The following is a 20630-nucleotide window of genomic DNA, read 5'->3' on the forward strand; positions in this document are numbered from 1 at the left end:
CGCGGCGGTCGCCGCGAAACAAATAATGATTTGCGCCATATTGGGCTATTCACTGGCATTTACAGTTTGATCGCAAGATACCATATTGCATCAAACCGAGGTCAGGTTGTGACAGGACACTAGCCCGTTCTGCCATGCCGGCAGGGGGCCGCTCTGCCTCGAAACAGGGCGGCCCCTTTTTATTTCTGGGGTATCATCGTCGTGGATATTTTCATTCCAGCAGTCATCGCTTTGGCCGGTTACGTATGGCTCCTGTTGAGAGCGAACCGAACCTTCCACGCCATTCGCAAGGAGCGGTTCGAGCACACAAATGCCGCTGGCGTTCTGCAATTCGACACCTACGAAGAGTTGCGCAAATTCGAGAGCCGCGAAGCCAGCAATCAATTCTGGATCAACGTCGCCGCCGTGCCTGGCGGCGTCATTCCGCTCGCCGCCCTTTTAGCCATCATAGCCTCGATCGCTGAGATGCCTCCTGAACAGCAATTCGGCGTGGGTAGATCAACGGTGACACCTTCGGTGTCCTGCTTGCTGGATGAGGGAAAGAGGAGCGCTGCCCTCTCTCCCTCGCAAGCGAAAAAACGGTATCCCCGTCCTTCCTTCGCGCTTTGCGCTCCGTGCAGGATCGCCGCTTACGCGCCGACCCTCTGTCTTTGCCTCCGGGCGGGCGAACCCCCTCCGTTTTATTCCCTTGCCACCCTCTCTCCCGCTGCTCCGCGCGAACTCGGGAGCAGGAGCGGGGCTCCTGCCCACGAGGGGCATGAGTGACCGCTTCGCGGAAATGGAAGGGCCAGACATGACCAAAACAGCAACCGTTTACCTGCTGGACCCGGAGGCGGGGACCATTCAAACCGTCGAGATCGATGCGCGCAGCGCCTTTGCTCAAACCTACACCTTGATTGGATGCGAACTGGTTCAGGTGGTGCCGTTCGATAGCCACCATGTGCTTGTCATCGATGAGGACGGGTTACAGGACGGACTAACATCCTTCACCATCGCAGATGGATACCCGCAGCCATTGGCCGGGAAAATTGTCCTTGTCGGTGCGCAAAACGGAGAACACTTCACGCCTCTCCAAATCACCATCGAGGACGCCGCCAAACGGTTCACCGTCTGCAAGCCGGTGCTTGTTCCGGTTTTTGCGTCAATCGATGAGACGACCATGAATGGGGTTATCCTTGCCGGTTTTCTGACCGGCCTGCAAACGCGGATCACTCGCACCATGCCCACCGTCATGGCGGGAGTGAAGAAATGAGCATCACCGTTGCATTCTTCGAGCGGGAAGCCGCCGACCGTGTTCTAGAAATCTTAGCAGACACCTTCGCCGCCAAGATCGCGGCGAAGGACATCGAGCATAATTTCAGCTGGCTCACCCACTCGCCCGAACGTCGCGCAGACCGCGAACTTGAGGCGCTGGCCCAGCGGCTGAACGATTTTGCCAACTATGCCATGGACCTTTGGACGGAGGCTGCGACCCCTATCCCCGGTCCCGAAATCGAGGCTTTCACGCGACGGCACATTGACGTCACTCGCAAATATTGGGCAGCGGAAAGCCGTTGCGCCAACTGGATGATAACCGGCCCTGCCCGCTTTCCCGTTGCTCGCAACGAAAAGCGCATGCGGGTTTCCGACGCCCGCCGCGCCGATATATCGGCCCATGCGGAAAATGCCCGTAAGGCAATCAGGCGCAAGGCATACCCGCACGGAGCAGACGGTGAGCCGATCCGGGCCGGCGATCCCGAAGCGTTGCAGCGGATCGCATCACGCATCGAAGACCTGGCCTTGTCCATCGACAGGATGAAACGAGCCAACGCCATTATTCGCCGGATGGAAAAGGACCATGCCAGCGAAGCCGACATATTGGCTCGCGTGGTGTCGGAAACAGGCTTGCAGGAAGAGCAGGCGGCACGGGGCATCACAATTGCGCCGTGGCAGAGCCGACGCGGGTTTTGCACGACCAACACCCGCGCCGAGCTTCGCCGCATGCAGCAGCGCTTAGCGCGCCTCGCGGCGATGAAGAAGCGCGGCGACAGGTCGGAGGAAGTCGAGACGGAAGCGGGAGCTGTGGAGGTGAAGGAAAACACCGAAATAGCCCGCATCCAGATGATTTTCCTCGGCAAGCCCGACGAGGAAGCCCGCCGCATCCTCAAATCCCATGGCTTCCGTTGGTCGCCCTCGCAAGGCGCGTGGCAGCGTCACCTTAACGAGGCGGGACGCTATGCCGTCAAAACCGTCTTGAGCAAGATCAGCGGCGCTAGCGCCGCTTGATCCTCCCAACCCATCGAGGATTCGAGGTATGACCGAGCAGATTTTTTCGTCTTGGAGTTTTGCGGAAAGGGCGACCCGATGTTTGGAGGCAATGCCGCCGATTGGGGCCTCTACATGACCGAGGACAGGAGCCACGCGTTCATGAGCGCCGCGATCTGGTCAAAGCCTATTTCCCGACCGAAAAGGAAGGAAAGGCGGCTGGTGACGTTGCAAGCAAACGATACGGACTGATTTCCGTGCTGCTTGTGCCACTTGACCCGCGCATTCCCGTTGCGCAGCTTCGCTGGATCGTCGGGAATATGCACGTTGGCACAAGCGACGAGGAACTAACCGCCGATATCTCGCCCGTTCGGAAGGCTGGCCGCTAGGCCAGTACGGGGATTACGTGGCTCAGGCCTGCGCCTATGGGCTTGCCAGCCACAGAGCCAATCAGGGGCTATATGCCCACTTCCGGTTCTAGGGGGGTAACGATGAAGCACTCTGTTTGCAAACGCTGTGGTGGCAGCTTCTGGGAAAGCGAGAAAGACGCACGGGAGGAAGACCTTTGCGAGGAATGCGAGGGAAAGCCAGCGCCCAAGCGGGCGGCCCGCCGCGACGTCGAGGTGTTCGATATTCCGTCCGGTCTTGGCGGGAGCCATACCGTCGAGATTGTCAGGGAGCTGCAAGGCGGTAAGGAGCGGTTGCGCGTCTGGTACGGGCGCGCAACCGCCACAGGCTGGGAACCGTGGAAGGATTGGGACGGCTACCGTTTCGACGCCGACCGCGCCGAGTTGAAAAACAAGCGGACAATGCCGCTTTTCAAATAGCCCCCTGGCCGCGCCGATCGCGCGGCCCGTCCATCAGGAGGACCGACATTGAGCCGATATCCCATCACCGTAAAATCAGAGCTTCAGACCGATGAAAACGCCGTAATCGGTTTCGACCCGCCGTTGCGCACGTACTTTCTGCAGGCGTTTCCCGACGAGGCGACGGACGCTTGCGCGCTATGGCTTGGAGGCTTTCTTGAAGAGTATCCGAGCCTTGAATCAATCATCAATGCGGCTCGCGCCGAGGGATATGACGTTCACGGGCTGACCCATGATGTCATAATAGCCTTGACTAAGGAGAGCGGGACGCCGACGCCGCCGAGCATTGCCGAGCGGCTTGGCATCGTTCGCTAACCCACCAATCGAAGATTATGTTCTGGGGCCGGTTTTACAGACTGGCCCCATATCCGTTTTCGCAGGTCGGACCCATGCCGCATCGAGCGGCCCAGGTCCGAACGAGGGGAGCCCTTGCCCCTCCCCTCGCGCTCCCCTCCCGCCCCGTCAGGTCTGGGCCGCGTAGAAGAGAGCAAAATTGACCGCCAGCATAACGACCAGCATTCCGATGGAAGCCAGAAGGAAAACCCCGAGCTTTTTCAGCGTGCTTTGCGGCTGCTTCTTGCGGCTGAAAGCAACGACGCCCGCCGCACCGAGGGAAATGCCAATGATGGCTGGGAGTGACATCATGTCATGGACCTTTCAGATGGTCGCACGACCTGCTTGTGCGGGAGTCCGTGCTTAATTACGATGTAGTTCGAGACGTTCTTTAAAGTTGCGCGGCGGAACCCCTGCAAGGTCGCGCAAGAGGCATAGCGACTATTTCCCAGGAAAAGATATGAGACCATTGCGAGCATATGCAATTAGGGATATTATAATATCCTCGAAAGGATATGTATCATGCCGCTCTACATCAAAGATCCGGAAGTCGATACGCTCACCGAAGAGCTGATCCGCTTGACCAAGACATCCAAGGTCGATGCCGTGAAGACGGCCCTCCGGCACGAGATCGCCAGCCGCAAGGGCAGCTTGCCAATGCGCGAGCGCCTGGCCAAGTCCCTTGCGATGGCGCGGGACGCCGGTCCCTTTGCGCCGGGGGATCACAAACGCGAAACTGACGAAATGTGGGGCGAAGACTGATGCTATTCGTTGACGCTTCCGTGGCCGTCGCAATCCTTGCCGGCGAAGACGACGCCGGCGAGCTGATGAACAGGCTTGAACAGCATGACGGCCCCTTTTACGTGTCGGCGGTGGTTCGCATGGAAGCCTCGCTTTCGCTGACGCGGCGTATGGCCGAGGCGACAGGCCGCGACCGTCCCGCTACGCCTGACATGCTCGCTAAGGCGCGAAGGATGGTCGATCAGTTCTTCGCGGACCTAGAAGCCAAGGAGGCCATGATCTCGGGAGATGTGGGGACCAAGGCGCTGGATGCTGCACAGCAGTTCGGGAAGATCGTCAATCACCCGGCAAAACTGAATATGGGCGATTGCTTCACCTATGCCTGCGCCAGAGCTTACCGCACGAAGATCGCTTACAAGGGCAACGACTTTGCCGAAACCGATCTCGGCTGGTGACCGTCAATTACAACGCGCGAGGTAGTCATGTCCGGAGATGTATCGCAGATTTTCTACACATATTCTCCATGCCGTTGGACCGAAGGCGAACGACGCTGGAAAGATGACGACGCCGGCTTTGATATCTTCGACACATACGAAGCTGCGAAGGAGGACGCGCTGAAGCTCCGTGAAGACATTTTGGGTCAGGGAGAGACACCCTGGACCCCTGTCCAGATCGAGAACCTTGTCATTGCCCCCATGAACAGGGAAAATTTGCTGCTTCTTTCCAATTCGGGCTTTGAGGCCGCTGTCATCGAGCACGAGGTGTTGGACGTGATCGATTAAGGTCAGCCACGACGAGCGGGATTTTCACATCCGGCGTGGGCTCCGAGGAGCAAATCCATTTCCTGCGGCGTCAGAACTTTGCCGGTTTTGAGAATGTAAGCTGCGGCATAGGTCAGCTTCTCATTCACCTCGTTCTCACCCTGCGGCCGGTATTGGAGGATTGCCTGTCGGGCTTCCGCTTCTTCTCTCATCAGAGCGTCGTCAAACTGAGCGCCGTCTGCCATCGCATGGAGCGTGGCGATGTGCTGATCAATCAACTCCTCAAGGCAAGTCTCAATGTTCTCCTTACAAACGAGCGCTTTGTGCGTGCGATGACGGGATGAGCGTGGATCGGATGACGACAAATCTATCATGGCTGAACAACTCACTGATCTATGAGCGTCCTAGCGTAGACCACTGCTTGCGGTTGAAGGCACGATACACTACGAAGTTCCACGAAACGAAACGAAATCAGCGCCGGTAAGCCTTTGGAGAAGAACGGAAAGTTTTTCATCGCGCCCCCTAAGGATGGGCGGGGTTTCAAGGAACTGTTTAAGCACCTCGCCGCTGCGGGGGCTGGACGCCGCTTGGACAGCGACGGGTTTCCGTCGGGTCCGTGGACGCCAGAGCTTCTGTCCGAAGCCATTTCGCAGATAGATTCCAACCGTGTCGGCGTCGATTTGCGAACGGTCCAGCTGTGGTTTCAGGAGAACGACAAGGGTGTGAGCGCGGCCAACATTCGCTGGCTCGCGAGAATATTCGGGTGCGATGATCCGTTAGCCACAAGCGAATGGCAGATGGAGCTTATCGCGGCTCAGTCCCGGTTGGCCGCAAAGAGGCGAGGTTCGAGAAAGCCGGAAAACCGTCCCAATCGGATTCCGGATCTTCCGCTTGCCGAGACCGAGCCCGTTGAGATCGTCTATGCGGCGCAAGGCGATGCGCAGACCCAAAAGCCGCGCTTCAGTCTCGGACGAATGTCGGAGGCGGTCTTCACACGCGGCTCGCCCCTGAACCTGCCCGCTTCGGTCTTCGCAGGCGCGTCGGCTCTCGGGTTCTTGGCGTATATCTTGGGCATTCACAGCGCGATCTACACCCGGGCCGATGGCATTGTTAAGCAGGTCGGGTTCCTTTGGGCACCCAACTGGACCTTTTTGTTTATGGTCCTCCTGCCCGTGTTTTTCGTGCTGGTAACGGAGCTTCTGGTTTACTGGAAAAACAATGGCCGGATGGTGCTGGCGGGCCATGGCGACAGGCTCCAGAGCGGCCGCGATTGGGAACATCACCTGAAGGCCTATTCCTACTCTTATTGGGCCGTTTTCGTCATCTGCATTCCCTTCGCGGGTATCTTCCAGTGGATTGCGGTGGATCTGATGCCGCTGCTGAAGGGAAAAGGCGACTATGCGATAAGTTGGGGCACGTTGGCGCTCATTCGGCCCGAGGTGGTCTCGGTGCCAATGTCGATCGTCTTCACAGGCCTTGCATATCTCTACATGTGCCTCTGCTTCTATCTTCTGTTCGCAGGGCTGATCCTGCTCCATACGATCCTTCATGACCTCTGGACAATTGAGGGTGCCACACAGTTGCGTCCGGATGAGTTTCAGCGGGAAGCCGGCGCGATTGCCCTAAGAGTGATGGAGGTAATATTCCGGTGCACCACGGTTGGTATTCTGGTCGCCATTTGCATGAAGCTGCAAAGCGCCTACCTCGCCTCGAACGGCAAGGACATCGTGACGTGGCTCGTGAACGATAGCTCCGTTGTCATTGACGGCTATGCCAACGGCCGAAATGGCTTCCGCTATAGAATGCCAACGCATTTCAGCAGTCTGTTGGTGGCGATCTCGTCCTGTGTAGGCTTCCTGTTCGGGTCCGTTCGGTTTGCAAGACGCTTCCACATGCCGCTATGGCGGATGTCGGCGGTCGTCGCGTTGCTCTTCGCAACCTACATGCTGATCGATGCCTTTGACGGTTTCTCGATCCTCCTTGGTATCGCAACCCTGCTTGCGACATACGCCCTCTTCGATCCGGAGTTCGGGCGGCGGCGCGCAGACGAGATAGAAAGCGATCAACGTGTTTCATAGCTGGCTTGATGGTTGGGACGAGCGGCGCGCGCAGCGCGGTGACGAGGCCAAGAAGACAACGCCTTTCGTGATCGACGCCGATCGCGCCTTTGCCGGCGCACAGAATACCGCGTCTCTGGAAGAATTTTGTCTGCTTGCAGACAAGGCCGCTTCCGATCCGGGTTTTTTCGAGCGACCGAGCGGGAGCGTTGACGGCTTTGACCTAACAGACGGATGGCTCAAGTTCCCGTCCGACATCGCGACGGACGTTGACGAGAACAATATCGTGTGGGCAAAAATCACGGAAAGCGCGTCCAGCAAAAAGGCATTGGTGATCTTCCACCACTGGAATGCTGACGCCCGCAACGCCCAGATCGCGACATTGTTTTCGAGGCGCGGCATCACCGTGATCGAGATCGCGATGCCCTATCATTTCGAGCGCAGCCGTCCCGGCTCGCTTTATGCCGACTACATCCTCAGTACCAATCTCGGGCGAACGCTCCAGTCCATGAGGCAAGCGGTTTGCGATGGCCGGAAAGTCATTGGCTGGCTGAAAAGCGAAGGCTATCGCGAGATTTCGGTTCTCGGCATGAGCCTGGGCTCTTGGGTCGCAGGATTGATCGCGGCGCACGAGCCCGCCGTGTCGAAAGCCTCGCTGTTTCTGACAGCCGGTAGCCTTGCGGATATGGTTTGGACAGGACGCGCGACACGATCCATCCACGAGAGCCTTGCGCCCCATATCGAGCTGAACGATCTCAGAAGAGCGTGGGGACCGCTCAATCTGGAGAACTACGCGCAAAACCTAGCGCGACCGGACTTGAGGCTTCACATCGTCCTCGCGAAACGAGACACAGTCGTTTTGCCCGATCTCTCAGCCCGATTTATGCAGAGGCTCGAGAGTGTCGGCGCTTCGCCCCACATCCTGGAACTGAACTGCGGGCATTATTCACTCGGTATTCCGCCTTACATCCTGCTGGCTGGCCTGAGCTTGAACAGGTTCCTGTCGCGCTGATCAGTTCTGCCATCATGTCTGCGGCGCGCGCCCGCCGAGTGCCGAGTATTATTAACCTCAGAAGGCCATCTTGATCGTACGAGGATCCGCACCTTTCAGCAGTGCTTGTCGTGCCTCCGTAGCTTGAGCAATTACATCTTCAGGGAAGTCCCTCACGAGATACGGCAGCTTAATTCCCCGACGATTGGCATTCATCACGCCGTCGGCCTCAATCCAGACGATATCATAGTCGGGTGCGAACTTCAGGCGAGCCGGATCCGGGTGAGGGGTGATGCAGTGCAACTTCGTCTGGGACAGGATAACCGAATGCAAATAAAATATGCCATTCCGTTTCCACCAACCCGATATATGACGGCTTTCCCCTGAAGGATCGAGCTTCGCGTATGCTGCCGCGTTCTGATGGCAGCGCTGTGGTTCCATCTTCATGTATCTCAACTGAGCGTCAGGCACTCGGTCGAACTCGTAAAATTCCAGAGCGCGGATTTCCTCGTTGAGCGCATCTTCCTCTGGGGACGTGGGAGCCATCAGCCGTTCCAGCTCACAAAGCATTGCCAACCGCAGCTTTTCTCGTCCCTTTTTCGCTTCCCCCACACCACTCTCCTCACATCTGTTCTCGGGTTACTCGCCGCGCGCGCTGGTGATATAGAACCCGAAATCACAGATTCGTCGAGATGACTTCATCAACTTCTGGGTGTCCGGCTGACATGAGCGTAGTGAAATCGTTCGGCTTGATCGTCCGACGAACTTCCGGCGGATAGCAATTTCCGCCCCCGGTGTAGTCCCTGAAAGTCGCACGGGCTTGCTCGTTGGTCAGGACATAGAACGTCGGGGCCATCGTTCTCAGATCGAGTTCGATAAAGACGAAGAAATCCGCATCGCCTTTCTTGTCCCACTCGACAGGCCAACGCGTAATTTCGGTCGGTCGCTTCAGGAACTGCCGCGTCTTAACCTCTATCGATTTCGGCATGCCATCCACCACGACGATAACATCGTGTCCAGGTGCGCCCTCCGGACTCATGTAAGCTGCCAGCCCCATGGTATTTAGCTTGGCAACTGTCAGCAGCTCGCCCAGAGTGCCGGATTGTGGGGATGATAGCTTCTGCAAGTTCAATTACTCCGGCAACTTTTTAAGCATCAACAGTCGATTGCCGGGGACATAGGTTATGATCTTGTCCTGCTCAAGCGCATCCAGCACGGCCATCGTTTCTTCCTGACTGAAGCCAGCCGCAACCATAGGCACGCCGATGTCGTAAAGATTAATCGACATCTCCGGCGCGGCCTTGAGGGAGCGTAGCCGCTCAAGCAGGGCGGCTTCTGTCTCTGAAAATCTGCTCATGTAAGCTTCTTAACGTTTTTCCGGCTCAATTGTCTCCATGACAAAGCCGCCGCGTTCAAAACCTCTTCTGCGAGATGCCGAGGCACCCTTACAGTCGAAGCCTCGGCGCCGCCGTGATCCGGCACAGCCGAACCTTCTCCTCGACCCTATGCCGACCCGGGTGGAGCCGTGCCTGGCACTCCTGAAGTCGAAGCCACCCGAAGGCGATGACTGGGCTTATGAAATCAAGTGGGATGGCTATCGGCTGGCGATCCACATCGAGCCGACCGGAATCCGCATCCTCACGAAAGCCGGCCACGACTGGACATCGCGCTTTCCAGAAATAGAGAAGGGCGCGCGGGATCTGGGTGTGGCTTCCGCGATCATAGACGGCGAGGCGATCATGTACGACCAACAGGGGAGGAGCGATTTCAATCTCCTTCAGTCATCGCTTGGCGGCCGAGCTGGCAAGAAGACATCTCCGGCGCAGTTTGTGGCGTTCGATCTCCTGTATCTGGACGGTCACAACATCCAAAGCACAGAGCTTCGAGTGCGCCGCCATCTTCTGCAAGATCTGATCGGAAACCACGAGGGATCTAGCATCAAGTTTTCTGAAGCCTTCGACACCGACGGTGCGACCTTGTTCCAGGCATCCTGCGATCACGGTCTCGAAGGAATCATCGCAAAGCATCTGGATAGCCCATATCGGTCCGGCCGCCTTGGCGACTGGATAAAGGTCAAGTGCATTCAGTCCGAGAGCTTCTTCGTGGTCGGATACGAGCCTTCGGCAACAGGCGGCTTCAGATCGTTGTTGCTGGGTGCTTATCGCGGCAATCAGGTCGTCTATGTCGGGAGTGTCGGAACTGGCTTCAAAGAGGCAACGTCTCGTCAGCTCCGATCCATGATGGCCAAGCTGCCGTGGAAGAAGACAGCTCCTCCTGTCCTATATTCCGCTACGAGCAGCGTGACATGGCTGCAGCCCACTTTGATTGCCGAGATTGAGTATCGCGGATGGACTTCGGACGGCAAGCTGCGGCATTCCAGCTTCAAGGGTTTGCGCGAGATCCAGGACAACGCAGAGGTCTACACAATCGAAGCTCCATAGTGGCTTTTGCCGCCAGCCGACATCACCACTCCATGATCGCGTTCACAAGTCGGGATCTTCTCCTCATTGTAAATTGCGTATATGTCGCCGAAGTCCGCTGGATCGTGGCCAACGAGTGGTTTGGATCGTGCACAGCGAGTGTTAGCTGTGATTCGTAGCCATCGGTGATTTTCGGTAGCGTCGGATTGCTTAGAACCCACCCGAAGGACACCACCGTTGACCGGGAGGACCGCAGAATGTTGATTGAACTCGAATCCCACCAGAAGCGCCAGTACGACAAGTTCCGCATCTCCATCATGGACATAGCCCATGCTTTGCAGTGTGCGCGTTTCCTCATCAAGAAAGGCTGGCACTCGCACGAGTGGGAGCGGCGCGGCACCATCTACCTGCAGCAGTCCGCATTCACCACCTCGCTGGTGGTTTCCTACGCCCGGCCGTTCACCCCTGCCCGCGGCCTTTCCGGTCTGCAAGCGCGGCTTATCAAGTGGACTGTTGAGGAAAAGGCGCTGCACGACCGGATTCTGACGCTGCGGAATGAGGTCTACGCGCATTCTGATGGGGCGTCCTATTCCTTCCAGCCATGGCAGGCTGAGGGGCTGACCACGGTCATTGAAATGTGGCCGCAGAGGCGTCTGTCCAAGGAGGACACCTTGGCGTTCGAGGCCATGGCCACTCGTATCTTGGCGGCACTGCGCGAGCGCATGCGGCGCATCTTTCCAGCGCATTGAGATCAACGCTAGGGGACCGCAATTTCCCTAGAAATGCTTTTGCGGTATGGTCAAAATTGATCTCACTTCACGGAGGAATATTCGGACATCCTTAAAGCGGTCCGCCAAGCAGGGGCGCATCCCCTCATGCATCAGGGGACTCTCACTATCGCGTACAATATGCTCTAAAGCACACGGCAGGAGATCGGCGGATTAACGATGACTTCAATAGCGCAACTAATGGTTAAAGTGCATGACATCGCTGATCCCTGCGAAGAACTCCGGCAGGGGTTTCGTGCGTTGGCAGTTGACCCCTCAACACCCTCAGATGTACAGCAGCCTCTCTCGATCTGGCTGACGCTATCGAGAAGGTCTTTCTGATAGCGCACTACATCATGAAAAGAGAAACGTCAGCTTCAGGTCATTGAGAGCGATGCGGTGCGTTTATGCCGGAGGAAGTCGGTCCCGGCTTCCGCTTCGCGGCGCAAGCTAAGCCTCCTGCGGCTTCCTTTCTCCCGGCAAAACCGCCTCGAGAATTCCTGCTTTCCCGGCCTGAAGAATGGCCGTCGCGATGCTGAAAGCTCCGATACTCTTCATTGTTCGTTTGGCTCATGGCCTTGGCCACTTGCTCGATGGAACTAGCTGACGTTCAAAACCTTCTGGCCGATGTATGTGCCACCACCACCACCTATGGCCGCCGATACCATGGTGACCACGTGCGACGCCTCGAGGCTCTGGGCGCCGCACACAGATAAACCGGCTAGAAGTCCGCCAAAGAGACAGGCAAAGAACGGTTTCATCTAAACCTTCTATCCTCATTTTCACCCCCAATATTGTCCATGTTCGCGCGAAATTCCAAATTCGGCTGACATAATGTCACCTTTGCGCGTGCTCGCGGGCCGCCCAAAACTTTCTCATTTGGCTGAATCACTACGAACCAGATCTGCCCGGTAAGCGGAGCGCCCCAACACTTGGAGCGCAGCGGGCAGATCGATCCCGGGAACCGGCCGGCCGGTTCACTTCTGGAATGAGCGTCCGAGAAGCGGACGCACGATTTTTTCATACCTGTCCGCTCTTACGACAGGTCGCGGATCGCGCCAATGGGCAAGCGCGCAAGCGCTGTCCCTCGTCTGGAAAAACGGTTTTCACCGCCGAGCCGGCGAACCTTCCGTTTTTCCCTCCTCCGGACCCATGACCCGCTCCACCCCCTGACGGGAGCGGGCTGCGCCCTCCCCCTTCGTTCCGCCGGATGTGGGGGCACATCCTACGGAACGTAGGCAGAGGCTTCGCCCACTAGCGGGGCTTGCTCCCAAGGAACCGGGAAAACTTTGGAGATTGACCTATGACCGAGATTATCAGCATTCCGCTTAGCAAGCTTGATACGGACCCGAAAAACGTCCGCAAAACCTACAAGGCCGAGGGCGTCGAAAGCCTCGCAGCCTCCATTCTCGCCAATGGCGTTGTTCAGAATATCGTCGTGCGCAAGGCTTCCAAGGGCCGCTATTTCGTTACGGCGGGTGGTCGGCGGCGGGCTGCTCTCTTGCTCCTTGCCGAGCGCGGCCAGATCGCAGCTGATTATGCTGTAAACGCTATCGTAAAGACCGCCGACGAGGCGACAGAGCTGAGCTTGACCGAGAACGTGCAGCGTGAGGAAATGCACCCTGTGGACCAGTATGTGGCGTTTCAGGCCATGGTCAACGAAGGCAAGGCAATCGCGGATATCGCTGCACGGTTCGGTGTGACTGAAATCATCGTTCGCCGCCGTTTGGCCTTAGCGAAGGTCTCGCCGGTCTTGCTGGACCTGTTTCGCAACGACGAAATGACGTTTGAGCAGCTGACCGCCTTCACGGTCTGCGATGATCATGAGCGTCAGGAACAGGTCTGGGAGTCTCTCGATCGATGGAGCCGCGATGTGTCGCGGATCAAGTCGGCACTGATGACAGACGAAATTGCCGGAACCGACAAGCGTATCACGTTCCTCGGCGGCCTCGATGTCTATGAACAGGCGGGAGGCGCGGTGCGCCGCGACCTGTTCGACGCGCAGGGCGGCGGGTTCGCGCTCGACGTAATACTGGTTGAAAAGCTGGTCAGCGAGAAGCTGGCAGCGGTGGCCGAGCCGTTTTTGTCGCAAGGCTGGAAATTTGTCGAAACATACATGCAGCGGCCCGACTGGATTTTCGGCGTCCCTCGCGTCTATCCGAAACAGATCGAGCTTTCCCCTGATGAACAATCGGAACGTTTGCGCCTGTGCGCCGAGCACGATGAACTCGTAGAGCTCATGGACCGTGACGAGGGCGAGGAAAGCCATTCCGAGCGCATCGATGCCATCAGCGCACGACTGGATGAACTGGACTCGATGCAGGAAGTCTTTTCCGACGAGGACAAGGCAAAAAGCGGGGTGGTCGTTTCCTTGGACTACTACGGGAGGCCAGACATTGCCGTTGGCATCCGCAAACCGGGTGATGACGAACAGAGCGAGCAAGTGGAAACGGAGGATGACGACAACGGGTCCGAGGCTTCCGAAAAGGTTGAGGAAATCGGCCCGCCGAAGATCGTCCATTCTGCCGTGCTGGTCGAAGACCTGACAGCGCAGAAGACCGCAGCGCTCCGTGTCGAACTTGCCAACAATCCCGATGTTGCTCTGGTCAGCGTCGTTCACGCCATGCTGCTCGATCTTGTTTATCCCGGCACCTATGGCAGTTCGCGAGGGATGACCGCGTTGCAGATCGCCGTGACGCATGAGCGTCTGCAAGGTTCGATGAAAAGACCGGATGCAAGTCGGGCGACCGAGGAATGGGACCGGATTGCCGAGAACTTCGGTTATCATCTCCCCGGCGAGCCGGAAGACCTATGGGAGCATCTCCTCGATAAGCCGCAGTCGGAGCTTCTGGGACTGCTGGCCTATGCCGCAGCGCACACCCTTAACGCTGTCGAGACGAAACATAGCTTCCGCAAGGACGCATGCGCCCACGCCGACCAGATCGGGCGCACCCTAAAGGTTGAAATGACAGACTGGTTCGAGACGACAGCCGAAAGCTATTTTTCGAGCCTGAACCGCGCAGGCATTCAGGCGGCGGTGGCAGAAGTGAAAGGCGCTGATTTCGCTTCGCGTGTCGCAAGTATGAAGAAGGCCGAGGCGGCGGCTTTTGCCGAAACCGCAATCAAAGGGTCCAACTGGCTTCCGTCGCTGGTGCGGATCGCGCCTGATCAGAAGGCCGAGAACGAACAGACTGAACCCCGTTCAGAAGATGAGCAACCTTTCCCGATAGCAGAGGAATAGCCGCGCTGCTGTCAGCCGGTCACGTCCTCCAGCGTGACCGGCTCCCCTCTCGTTACGAGGCAAAGTCATGTTCGATCACCTACCCGACCCTACCAAAGCAGCGGAATGCTGCTGCCAATTGATTCAAGCGTACCTGTCCGATCCCGAGCACGTGGATTGGAGTGACGTTCAAACGGCAGTTAACACGGCGCTGGAAGCTTTCAATCTTCCGCCCACGTTCTTCGAAGAACAGGTTTAAGCCGTTTGATTCTTGGTTTGTACCGCCCCGCCCGTCTTTGGCCCGACACCAGAGGCGGGCGTTCTGTTGTCCGTAAAATTAGTGCAATACGGAGATGAAACCCCGCTTCTTAGGGTCCGGATCGTCGCGAACCGCGCCCCTCCGTTGAGAGGAGGCCCAGGCCCCCTCCTCTCAAACTCTCCTTCCCACCCGTGGTCAAAAGCCTTCGAAAGGTGCTCTTAATTGAGAAGGTGCGCCAATTTGGTAACGCAGCGGCGTGTTGAGGTGCACGTGAATATGACTATGAACCCTTGAATTGTAGCCTTAATGGGGGAATTAACGCCTCTCGATGGCGAATGGAATCTGAACGAGCGCTCAAATCTTGCGCCAAGTTGGATAATCAAGCTATGTATTGCAACTAGCCGGAATCACCTACTGCTCCGGCTCGCATCGTTTTTAATCCAAGTCTGGAGAACACGCAGGCCCAGAAAAGAGAAAACCGCTCCCGAGAAAACCCGGAAGCGGTCTGCAAAAAAACCAAATAATTAAGCAGATTTGTTTTCGCAGACCACCCTTCCCCTGTCAATAAGAAAAGCACCTTTTCGGGTAACGGCGAAGCTTTGTCTGGTCCCTTGAACAGGAGACAGGACAAATGAGGGAAACCCTCACGAACAAGCGGCTAACTGGCCGTAGAATGACAAAGGAGAGAGCCGAGTTCCGGCGACTGGCACAGTCAACGGAAGTCGGAACGGTGACGCGGGGCCAGTTGGCAGTGTTGTCACAGAGCCTTCCATGCACTGGCCTAATTACCAGTACCGAAAGCCATCTCCTTACAGTGATCATCAACACCGCCCGGGCCGACGCCTTCGACAAGGGTGGGCGACCGATTGTGTTCAAGTCCAACAATCAGCTGGGGTTCGAGATCAACCGCTCGCCTGGGCGGGTCAGCCGTATCCTGTCGAAGTTGTTCGACGCCGGGCTTGTCACCATGCAGGACAGCGCGAATTTCAAGCGCTATCCGATCAGGGACGGCGAAGGCGAAATTTCAGACGCGTGTGGCATCGATTTGCGTCTGCTGATTGCCCGCTACCGTGAGCTCGACGCCCTAGTGCAGCAGAAGCGACAGGAGAAACGCGCCAGCGACGCCGCTGCCCGCCGCTTTCGCGACGCACTCAGGAGCGCCCGTTACGCGCTGGTGAATTCCGCCGATTTGACGAAAACCGCGCTCGCGAGCCTTGCATCTCGCATCGACCGTATCGCTGCCTTTGTTGGTATCGTCGGCAGAGCGCCCGCTTTTGTTTTGAGGCGTGCAGCGAGCCTGCTGGAGTGGCTTGTTGGACGCTCTCTCAAGGCATCGAGGCGGCCGCAAAGTGTGTCTGATTATGATAATATGACATGCACGAATGTCGAAAACGACATGCACAAACAGATTACAACCCCCCATCCCTTTGACTTGAGTAAAGAGGAACGGCGTCCGTCTCACGCCGGACAACACGATTCGGTTAAGGCTGGCTACGCCAGCAAGAGGGCTTTTGAAGAAAGCCTGACGAGAGGATCCGACCCAGACAATAGGCAATCTCGCCCGCAGCAAGGGATTGTTGCTCTTGATGATGTGTGGAGGGCGGCGCCATCGTTGAAAGGCTATTTCACCACCGCGCCACGCAGTTGGTCCGATCTCGCCCGCATCGCCCCGCAGATTTGCCGCTTGGCGGGTGTCTCCGAGGACGCGCGGCTTCGCGCCGTCGATCAAATGGGCCAACAGGCCGCCGCGATCGCCATCGCGGTCACGTTCGAGAAATATTCTCGCCAAGAAGTCAGCTCGCCCGGAGGGTATTTGCGCGCCATGACGGACCGGGCGGCATCTGGTGAACTTCATCTTTCGCGTTCCGTCTTCGGGCTTGCCGCCCGCAACTCTATGGAGACCTAAAATTGAGAAAAAACCCTGTTTTTGCGGCACTTTTGTTCGCCCTGCTTTTTTCACAACCTGTTAGCGCGACGGAATATTCCGGCCGAGCACGCGTGATCGACGGTGACACCTTCAGCATTCGAAAGCAGCGGATCAGGATTGCGGCGATTGACGCCTGCGAGCGCTCGCAAAAGGGCTGGAAGAATGGAGCCGAATGGGCGTGTGGTGTCGAGGCTCGCAGCTATCTCTCTCGCCTTATTGACGGGAAGCATGTGACATGCACCATCATCGACGAGGACCAATACCGTCGCCTGGTCGGACAGTGCTTCATCCAGCAAACCGATATCGGCCTTGAAATGGTGAAAGCAGGTCAGGCGCGACTTCTGTTGCAATATCTACCGCGTGGCAACTCAATGCCCCTTGACGCTTACCATCAGGCCGAAGACACCGCCCGAGGCAGACGTTTGGGCCAATGGGCGGCCGAGATCGACGCGCCGAGCAACTATCGCCGTTCCAATTCTCATCACTAGCCCAATGACATTGGACCTGAAACTGTCGAGATCTGCTTTTCATAGCGCCAAATTGGCTAACTAGTGGAGGAACAAACCGTTTGTTTCCGGTTGTGTGCTTGCGAAAGGTGCATAATATTGGCGCAGGAATAAGCGGTTATTGTTGTTGGTCGTGCAGGTGACGTTTGGTAGACGCTTTCAGTAGCCACTCCTCCAAGGCGGTTGCTCTTGATGCCCGTTCGCACTTCGACGCGGTTTGCGCAAAGCTGGCTATCCACCAAATTTCCCCGCCTTCGGCTTCCTCGCGAAGCAAATTTGGCAGCCTTCCAGCCTCCTCCGCTGCGCTTCGGCCTCCGGTGCGCACCGCTTTCCGCTGTGCCTTGTGAACGCTCATCGCAACCACCAAAGAGGAGTGACCACCATGAAAAACATCACCAACTACATCCAGTTCAACGGCGACAACATCGAAACCGCAGACGGTACCGGCCTCATCTCCACCATCGAGCGAGACCTCGAAATCACGGTAACGCCTTTTTCTTCCGCCAACGAGAGAGCCCCGACGCACCGCGTTTATGCAACATCTCCCGCAGGTCACAAGCTCGACGTGGGCGGCATCTGGAAAAAAGAGAATGGCGAAGGCAGGCCCTACTACACGATCTCGATCAAGCGCATGGGCTTCAACGCCAATCTGGGCCGGTTCCCCGGCCAGGACGATCCGACCCTTCAGGCAATCATCGAGTGGGAACCCCGCGATTGAATGCGCAGAGAAGCCCGGTTCATGACCGGGCATCTCACCTCGAAAAGGCTAAAAATCCGCCAAATAGCTGGATTTTTGGCCCTTTTCGTGTTAGGTTGAAAAGTAATTGGAGATTTGTCGATGAACATTCATTCCACCCGTCCCGACCGCTCCCCGGAAGCCGTAGCCGCTCGAAAGAAGAGCACCGATCAGGCTCGCGCGATGAACATTCGCCAAGGCTATCAGGAAGACGACGCCCTGCTCGAAGCGGCAACTGCTGCTTACGTTGCCGGCGATCTCACCCGCGAAGAGTATCGCGCCCGCATCTTGCCGCAGCCCAAGGGCTGATCATTTCATTCAAGTCTCAAGAGGCTCAAGGCCGTCTGCTAGCGCAGACGGCTTTTTGTTGGTTTACGCATGGCTGAAGAACACCCCAAGGGTTCCTACACTTATCCCAACACGTCAGACGATCCGGATCGCCAGAACGTCCTTCGTAACAAGTTCGGTATCGAATCCAAATCGGAGCTTCGCACGGTCGAGTACCGTGCAACGCAGGACCGAATTTCGGAAATCCTTGAGGGTGATGGTCCCAAGGGGAACTTTGATGCCGCTCATCTCAAGGCGATCCACGGCCACATATTTCAGGATGTGTACGAATGGGCGGGTCATACCCGAAACGAAAGCCCGGTGGTTGACGGAGCTCGTGTCGAGCCGATTGGTGGCCTCTCAAAAGGCGGAACGTCTTTCCTGCATGGCGCGCGTATAGACTTGGGCCTGAATGAGGCGCTGAAGCCTATCAGCGATCCGCAGGCGCTACGAGCCGCCAGCAGGGAAGAATTCGTTGAGCGGGCCGCAAAAGCGCTGTCAGAACTGAACTACGTGCATCCATTTCGCGAAGGCAACGGAAGGACCCAGGAAACCTTCATCACGGAGCTCGGCCGGCATTACGGGCACGACATCGATATGAGCGTGATCAGCAAGACCCGTATGATTGAAGCGTCCATTGCCACGACAAATGACCCTGCCAGCCCGGCGCTGAAGCACGTCATCGAGGATGCGATAGACCCCAACCGCCGTGAGGCGCTGCGCGGTGCCTTCGCGGATCTGGAGCAGGTCGGCGAGAAGCCCTTCGAGCATTATGTTCGCACTGCCCGCCCGGGCGAAGAGATAGAGGGCCAAGTGTTCGGCCACGACAACCGCGTTGCAACCCTTGTGACCGAGAACGGTATTATCGCTGTCGATCGCGCTGACCTTCCAGAGCGGATTCCGGCCGACGACGAAGAGGTGAAGTTCACCGCCCGATCTGACTTCCGAACCCTGGGGCGGCCGAAGCAGGAGGCCCAAGCGCAGCCTCAGAGCGTCGAGCAAAAGGCTGAACAAGCGCCGCAGCCGTCAAATCAAAACGCAGAGCTCAAGGCCCTCGAAGCGCAGCATCTGGCAACCCTTCAGCAGCAGAACGACCGGGACGACCGGGATCGTTAGCCCGGCTTCCTACCCGTTGCAGTACCGGCAACCGCAGCGCCGTTAGCGGCCCCTGCTCCCTTGTGTTTGCCGTCTCCCGTTTCGTTGGGTGATTGACGGACAAGCTACGATAGCCCCTCCCCCATTCAACCGCTTCGCGGTCCTCCTCTCCGTTGCGGCCCTCCGGGTGCATGGGCTCGTCTCGACTATCTCCGTTTTTTGCCGTCAACCAACGAAAAGGAGACGGCTATGCAGAGCAAGGACACCTACCAGCGCATCACGGATGCCATCATCGAGCAGCTGGAAGCAGGAACGAAGCCCTGGATCCGCCCTTGGCGCGGAACTGTTCGCCGCTCGCCGGTACCGCAACGCGCCACCGGCGAAGCCTATCGCGGCATCAACGTGATCATGCTGTGGCTTTCCAGCCAGCTCGCCGGCTACGACGAGAACACCTGGATGACCTACCGGCAGGCTCAGGATCTTGGGGGCCAGGTCAGAAAGGGCGAACAGGGAACCCTCGTCGTCAAGTACGGGACCTTCACTCCGAAGGAGCAGGAAGCCGACGACAAGAGCATCCCGTACCTGAAGGGCTACACCGTCTTCAACGTCGAGCAGATCGATGGCCTACCCGACCGCTTCAAAAGTCCGGTCGAAGACATTCCGGAGGGCTCCATGCCCCTCATCGGGCATGTCGAAGACTTCATCGGTCGAACCGCTGCGAAGATCACCTATGGGGGCAAACACGCCTGCTATCGTCCAGGTCCCGACGACATCGAGATGCCGCCGCGTGAACGCTTCCTAAGCGAAGTCCATCTCTACAGCACGGTTCTGCACGAGCTCGGTCACTGGACCGGCGCAAAACACCGTCTTGATCGCGATCTTTCCGGCCGGTTCTGCACTGAAACCTATGCCGTGGAAGAGCTCGTTGCCGAACTTTCGGCGGCCTTCGTATGCGCAGACCTTGGCGTTGAGCACGATCCGCGCGAGAACACAGCGACCTATCTCGAAAGCTGGCTGAAGGTCCTTAAGCAGGATAAGCGGGCAATCGTCACAGCCGCTGCCAAGGCTCAGGCTGCCGCTGACTATCTTCACAGCCTTCAAGGCGCAATGGATATCGAGGCGGCCTAGCGTCCCCTCTAACACCAAGGCAGTCGTTGCGACGAGGTTCGAAACGGAGGCAATTTGCCTCTGTTTCATACCGATTCTCTCCAACTCGGAGACCGTCAGATGATAAGGACGATTCTCAAGCAATCCGTTGTCAGCTGACAATTGAAATAACCATATGAAATGTCACATGAAATTAAGAGGCCGCAAATGGTTAATTTCGGTTAACCAAAAACTGCTTGACGGTTATGCGGTCTATGAGATCATTTGCGCAAA

General features: G+C 57.4%; 25 protein-coding genes. 20 read left to right on the top strand and 5 right to left on the bottom strand.

From position 1 onward, the window contains the following. Window positions 1-201: 201 nt before the first annotated feature. The 6 genes from JZX89_RS25725 (at window position 202) to JZX89_RS25750 (ending at window position 3425) form a co-directional block, all read left to right on the top strand. Window positions 202-765 carry a hypothetical protein gene (locus JZX89_RS25725; RefSeq protein ID WP_207135762.1) on the top strand — a complete coding sequence of 188 codons (564 nt, stop codon included), beginning with the start codon at window positions 202-204 and terminating at the stop codon, window positions 763-765. A 28-nt stretch (window positions 766-793) separates the two neighbouring features. After that, window positions 794-1252: a DUF3846 domain-containing protein gene (locus JZX89_RS25730; protein ID WP_246746800.1), complete on the top strand. Its 459-nt coding sequence runs from the start codon at window positions 794-796 to the stop codon at window positions 1250-1252. Beyond that, the gene (locus JZX89_RS25735; RefSeq protein WP_246746801.1) at window positions 1249-2265 is read left to right on the top strand and encodes a DUF8626 domain-containing protein; all 1017 of its coding nucleotides are present in this window, start codon (window positions 1249-1251) and stop codon (window positions 2263-2265) included. Before JZX89_RS25730 ends, JZX89_RS25735 begins: the two co-directional genes overlap by 4 nt. A gap of 101 nt (window positions 2266-2366) precedes the next feature. After that, window positions 2367-2633, top strand: a complete 267-nt coding sequence (locus tag JZX89_RS25740) for a hypothetical protein (protein WP_207135764.1) — start codon at window positions 2367-2369, stop codon at window positions 2631-2633. Window positions 2634-2735: 102 nt separating this feature from the next. Then, entirely contained in the window at window positions 2736-3071 is a 336-nt protein-coding gene (locus tag JZX89_RS25745; RefSeq protein WP_207135765.1) for a hypothetical protein, read from the top strand. 48 nt (window positions 3072-3119) lie between these two features. Continuing rightward, window positions 3120-3425, top strand: coding sequence for a hypothetical protein (locus JZX89_RS25750; protein ID WP_207135766.1), 306 nt, complete (start codon window positions 3120-3122; stop codon window positions 3423-3425). Window positions 3426-3572: 147 nt separating this feature from the next. Here JZX89_RS25750 and JZX89_RS25755 read toward each other — a convergent pair whose 3' ends face one another. After that, window positions 3573-3755 carry a hypothetical protein gene (locus tag JZX89_RS25755; RefSeq protein ID WP_207135767.1) on the bottom strand — a complete coding sequence of 61 codons (183 nt, stop codon included), beginning with the start codon at window positions 3753-3755 and terminating at the stop codon, window positions 3573-3575. Between the two features lie 210 nt (window positions 3756-3965). Between JZX89_RS25755 and JZX89_RS25760 the strand changes: the two genes are divergently transcribed. The 3 genes from JZX89_RS25760 to JZX89_RS25770 are packed head-to-tail and all read left to right on the top strand — an operon-like array spanning window position 3966 to window position 4966. Beyond that, on the top strand, window positions 3966-4205 hold the full coding sequence (locus JZX89_RS25760) for a type II toxin-antitoxin system VapB family antitoxin (protein WP_207135768.1): 240 nt from the start codon (window positions 3966-3968) through the stop codon (window positions 4203-4205). Then, window positions 4205-4639, top strand: a complete 435-nt coding sequence (locus JZX89_RS25765; RefSeq protein WP_207135769.1) for a type II toxin-antitoxin system VapC family toxin — start codon at window positions 4205-4207, stop codon at window positions 4637-4639. Before JZX89_RS25760 ends, JZX89_RS25765 begins: the two co-directional genes overlap by 1 nt. A gap of 27 nt (window positions 4640-4666) precedes the next feature. Then, window positions 4667-4966 carry a hypothetical protein gene (locus tag JZX89_RS25770; protein ID WP_207135770.1) on the top strand — a complete coding sequence of 100 codons (300 nt, stop codon included), beginning with the start codon at window positions 4667-4669 and terminating at the stop codon, window positions 4964-4966. Between the two features lie 2 nt (window positions 4967-4968). On the opposite strand, the gene JZX89_RS25775 is transcribed toward JZX89_RS25770, so the two are convergent. After that, window positions 4969-5319 (bottom strand): hypothetical protein, encoded by a 351-nt coding sequence (locus tag JZX89_RS25775; protein WP_207135771.1) that lies wholly within the window; start codon window positions 5317-5319, stop codon window positions 4969-4971. A gap of 114 nt (window positions 5320-5433) precedes the next feature. Between JZX89_RS25775 and JZX89_RS25780 the strand changes: the two genes are divergently transcribed. Beyond that, window positions 5434-7023 (top strand): RcgA family putative transporter, encoded by a 1590-nt coding sequence (locus JZX89_RS25780; protein WP_207135772.1) that lies wholly within the window; start codon window positions 5434-5436, stop codon window positions 7021-7023. Next, the gene (locus JZX89_RS25785; RefSeq protein WP_207135773.1) at window positions 7013-8014 is read left to right on the top strand and encodes an alpha/beta fold hydrolase; all 1002 of its coding nucleotides are present in this window, start codon (window positions 7013-7015) and stop codon (window positions 8012-8014) included. The genes JZX89_RS25780 and JZX89_RS25785 overlap by 11 nt, the downstream gene beginning before the upstream one ends. 57 nt (window positions 8015-8071) lie before the next feature. Here the strand turns inward: JZX89_RS25785 and JZX89_RS25790 are convergent, their stop codons facing one another. From JZX89_RS25790 to JZX89_RS25800, 3 genes are all read right to left on the bottom strand, one after another. After that, window positions 8072-8605 (bottom strand): hypothetical protein, encoded by a 534-nt coding sequence (locus JZX89_RS25790; protein ID WP_207135774.1) that lies wholly within the window; start codon window positions 8603-8605, stop codon window positions 8072-8074. 64 nt (window positions 8606-8669) lie between these two features. Then, window positions 8670-9119 carry a protein NO VEIN domain-containing protein gene (locus tag JZX89_RS25795; protein WP_071207569.1) on the bottom strand — a complete coding sequence of 150 codons (450 nt, stop codon included), beginning with the start codon at window positions 9117-9119 and terminating at the stop codon, window positions 8670-8672. 6 nt (window positions 9120-9125) lie between these two features. Then, window positions 9126-9350 carry a hypothetical protein gene (locus tag JZX89_RS25800; RefSeq protein ID WP_071207568.1) on the bottom strand — a complete coding sequence of 75 codons (225 nt, stop codon included), beginning with the start codon at window positions 9348-9350 and terminating at the stop codon, window positions 9126-9128. Window positions 9351-9387: 37 nt separating this feature from the next. Here JZX89_RS25800 and ligD point away from each other — a divergent pair, with 37 nt between their 5' ends. The 9 genes from ligD (at window position 9388) to JZX89_RS25845 (ending at window position 20378) form a co-directional block, all read left to right on the top strand. Then, window positions 9388-10434 carry a non-homologous end-joining DNA ligase gene (gene ligD / locus JZX89_RS25805; RefSeq protein WP_207135775.1) on the top strand — a complete coding sequence of 349 codons (1047 nt, stop codon included), beginning with the start codon at window positions 9388-9390 and terminating at the stop codon, window positions 10432-10434. A gap of 236 nt (window positions 10435-10670) precedes the next feature. Further along, complete coding sequence (locus JZX89_RS25810; RefSeq protein ID WP_207135776.1) at window positions 10671-11162, top strand: hypothetical protein; 492 nt, start codon at window positions 10671-10673, stop codon at window positions 11160-11162. Between the two features lie 1321 nt (window positions 11163-12483). Then, window positions 12484-14421, top strand: coding sequence for a ParB/RepB/Spo0J family partition protein (locus JZX89_RS25815; protein WP_207135777.1), 1938 nt, complete (start codon window positions 12484-12486; stop codon window positions 14419-14421). A gap of 869 nt (window positions 14422-15290) precedes the next feature. Beyond that, window positions 15291-16565, top strand: coding sequence for a plasmid replication protein RepC (gene repC, locus JZX89_RS25820; protein WP_207135778.1), 1275 nt, complete (start codon window positions 15291-15293; stop codon window positions 16563-16565). A gap of 2 nt (window positions 16566-16567) precedes the next feature. Beyond that, a complete protein-coding gene (locus tag JZX89_RS25825; RefSeq protein WP_246746802.1) occupies window positions 16568-17074 on the top strand; it encodes a thermonuclease family protein in 507 nt (168 codons plus the stop codon). Window positions 17075-17474: 400 nt separating this feature from the next. Continuing rightward, complete coding sequence (locus tag JZX89_RS25830) at window positions 17475-17810, top strand: DUF736 family protein (protein ID WP_207135779.1); 336 nt, start codon at window positions 17475-17477, stop codon at window positions 17808-17810. Between the two features lie 120 nt (window positions 17811-17930). Continuing rightward, window positions 17931-18137 carry an antitoxin VbhA family protein gene (locus JZX89_RS25835; RefSeq protein WP_071207563.1) on the top strand — a complete coding sequence of 69 codons (207 nt, stop codon included), beginning with the start codon at window positions 17931-17933 and terminating at the stop codon, window positions 18135-18137. Window positions 18138-18206: 69 nt separating this feature from the next. Beyond that, the gene (locus tag JZX89_RS25840; RefSeq protein ID WP_207135780.1) at window positions 18207-19271 is read left to right on the top strand and encodes a Fic/DOC family protein; all 1065 of its coding nucleotides are present in this window, start codon (window positions 18207-18209) and stop codon (window positions 19269-19271) included. A 228-nt stretch (window positions 19272-19499) separates the two neighbouring features. Beyond that, a complete protein-coding gene (locus JZX89_RS25845; protein ID WP_174026001.1) occupies window positions 19500-20378 on the top strand; it encodes an ArdC family protein in 879 nt (292 codons plus the stop codon). Window positions 20379-20630 lie beyond the last annotated feature (252 nt).

The sequence above is a fragment of the Agrobacterium burrii genome, from assembly GCF_017313405.1.
Taxonomy (GTDB): Bacteria; Pseudomonadota; Alphaproteobacteria; order Rhizobiales; family Rhizobiaceae; genus Agrobacterium; species Agrobacterium burrii.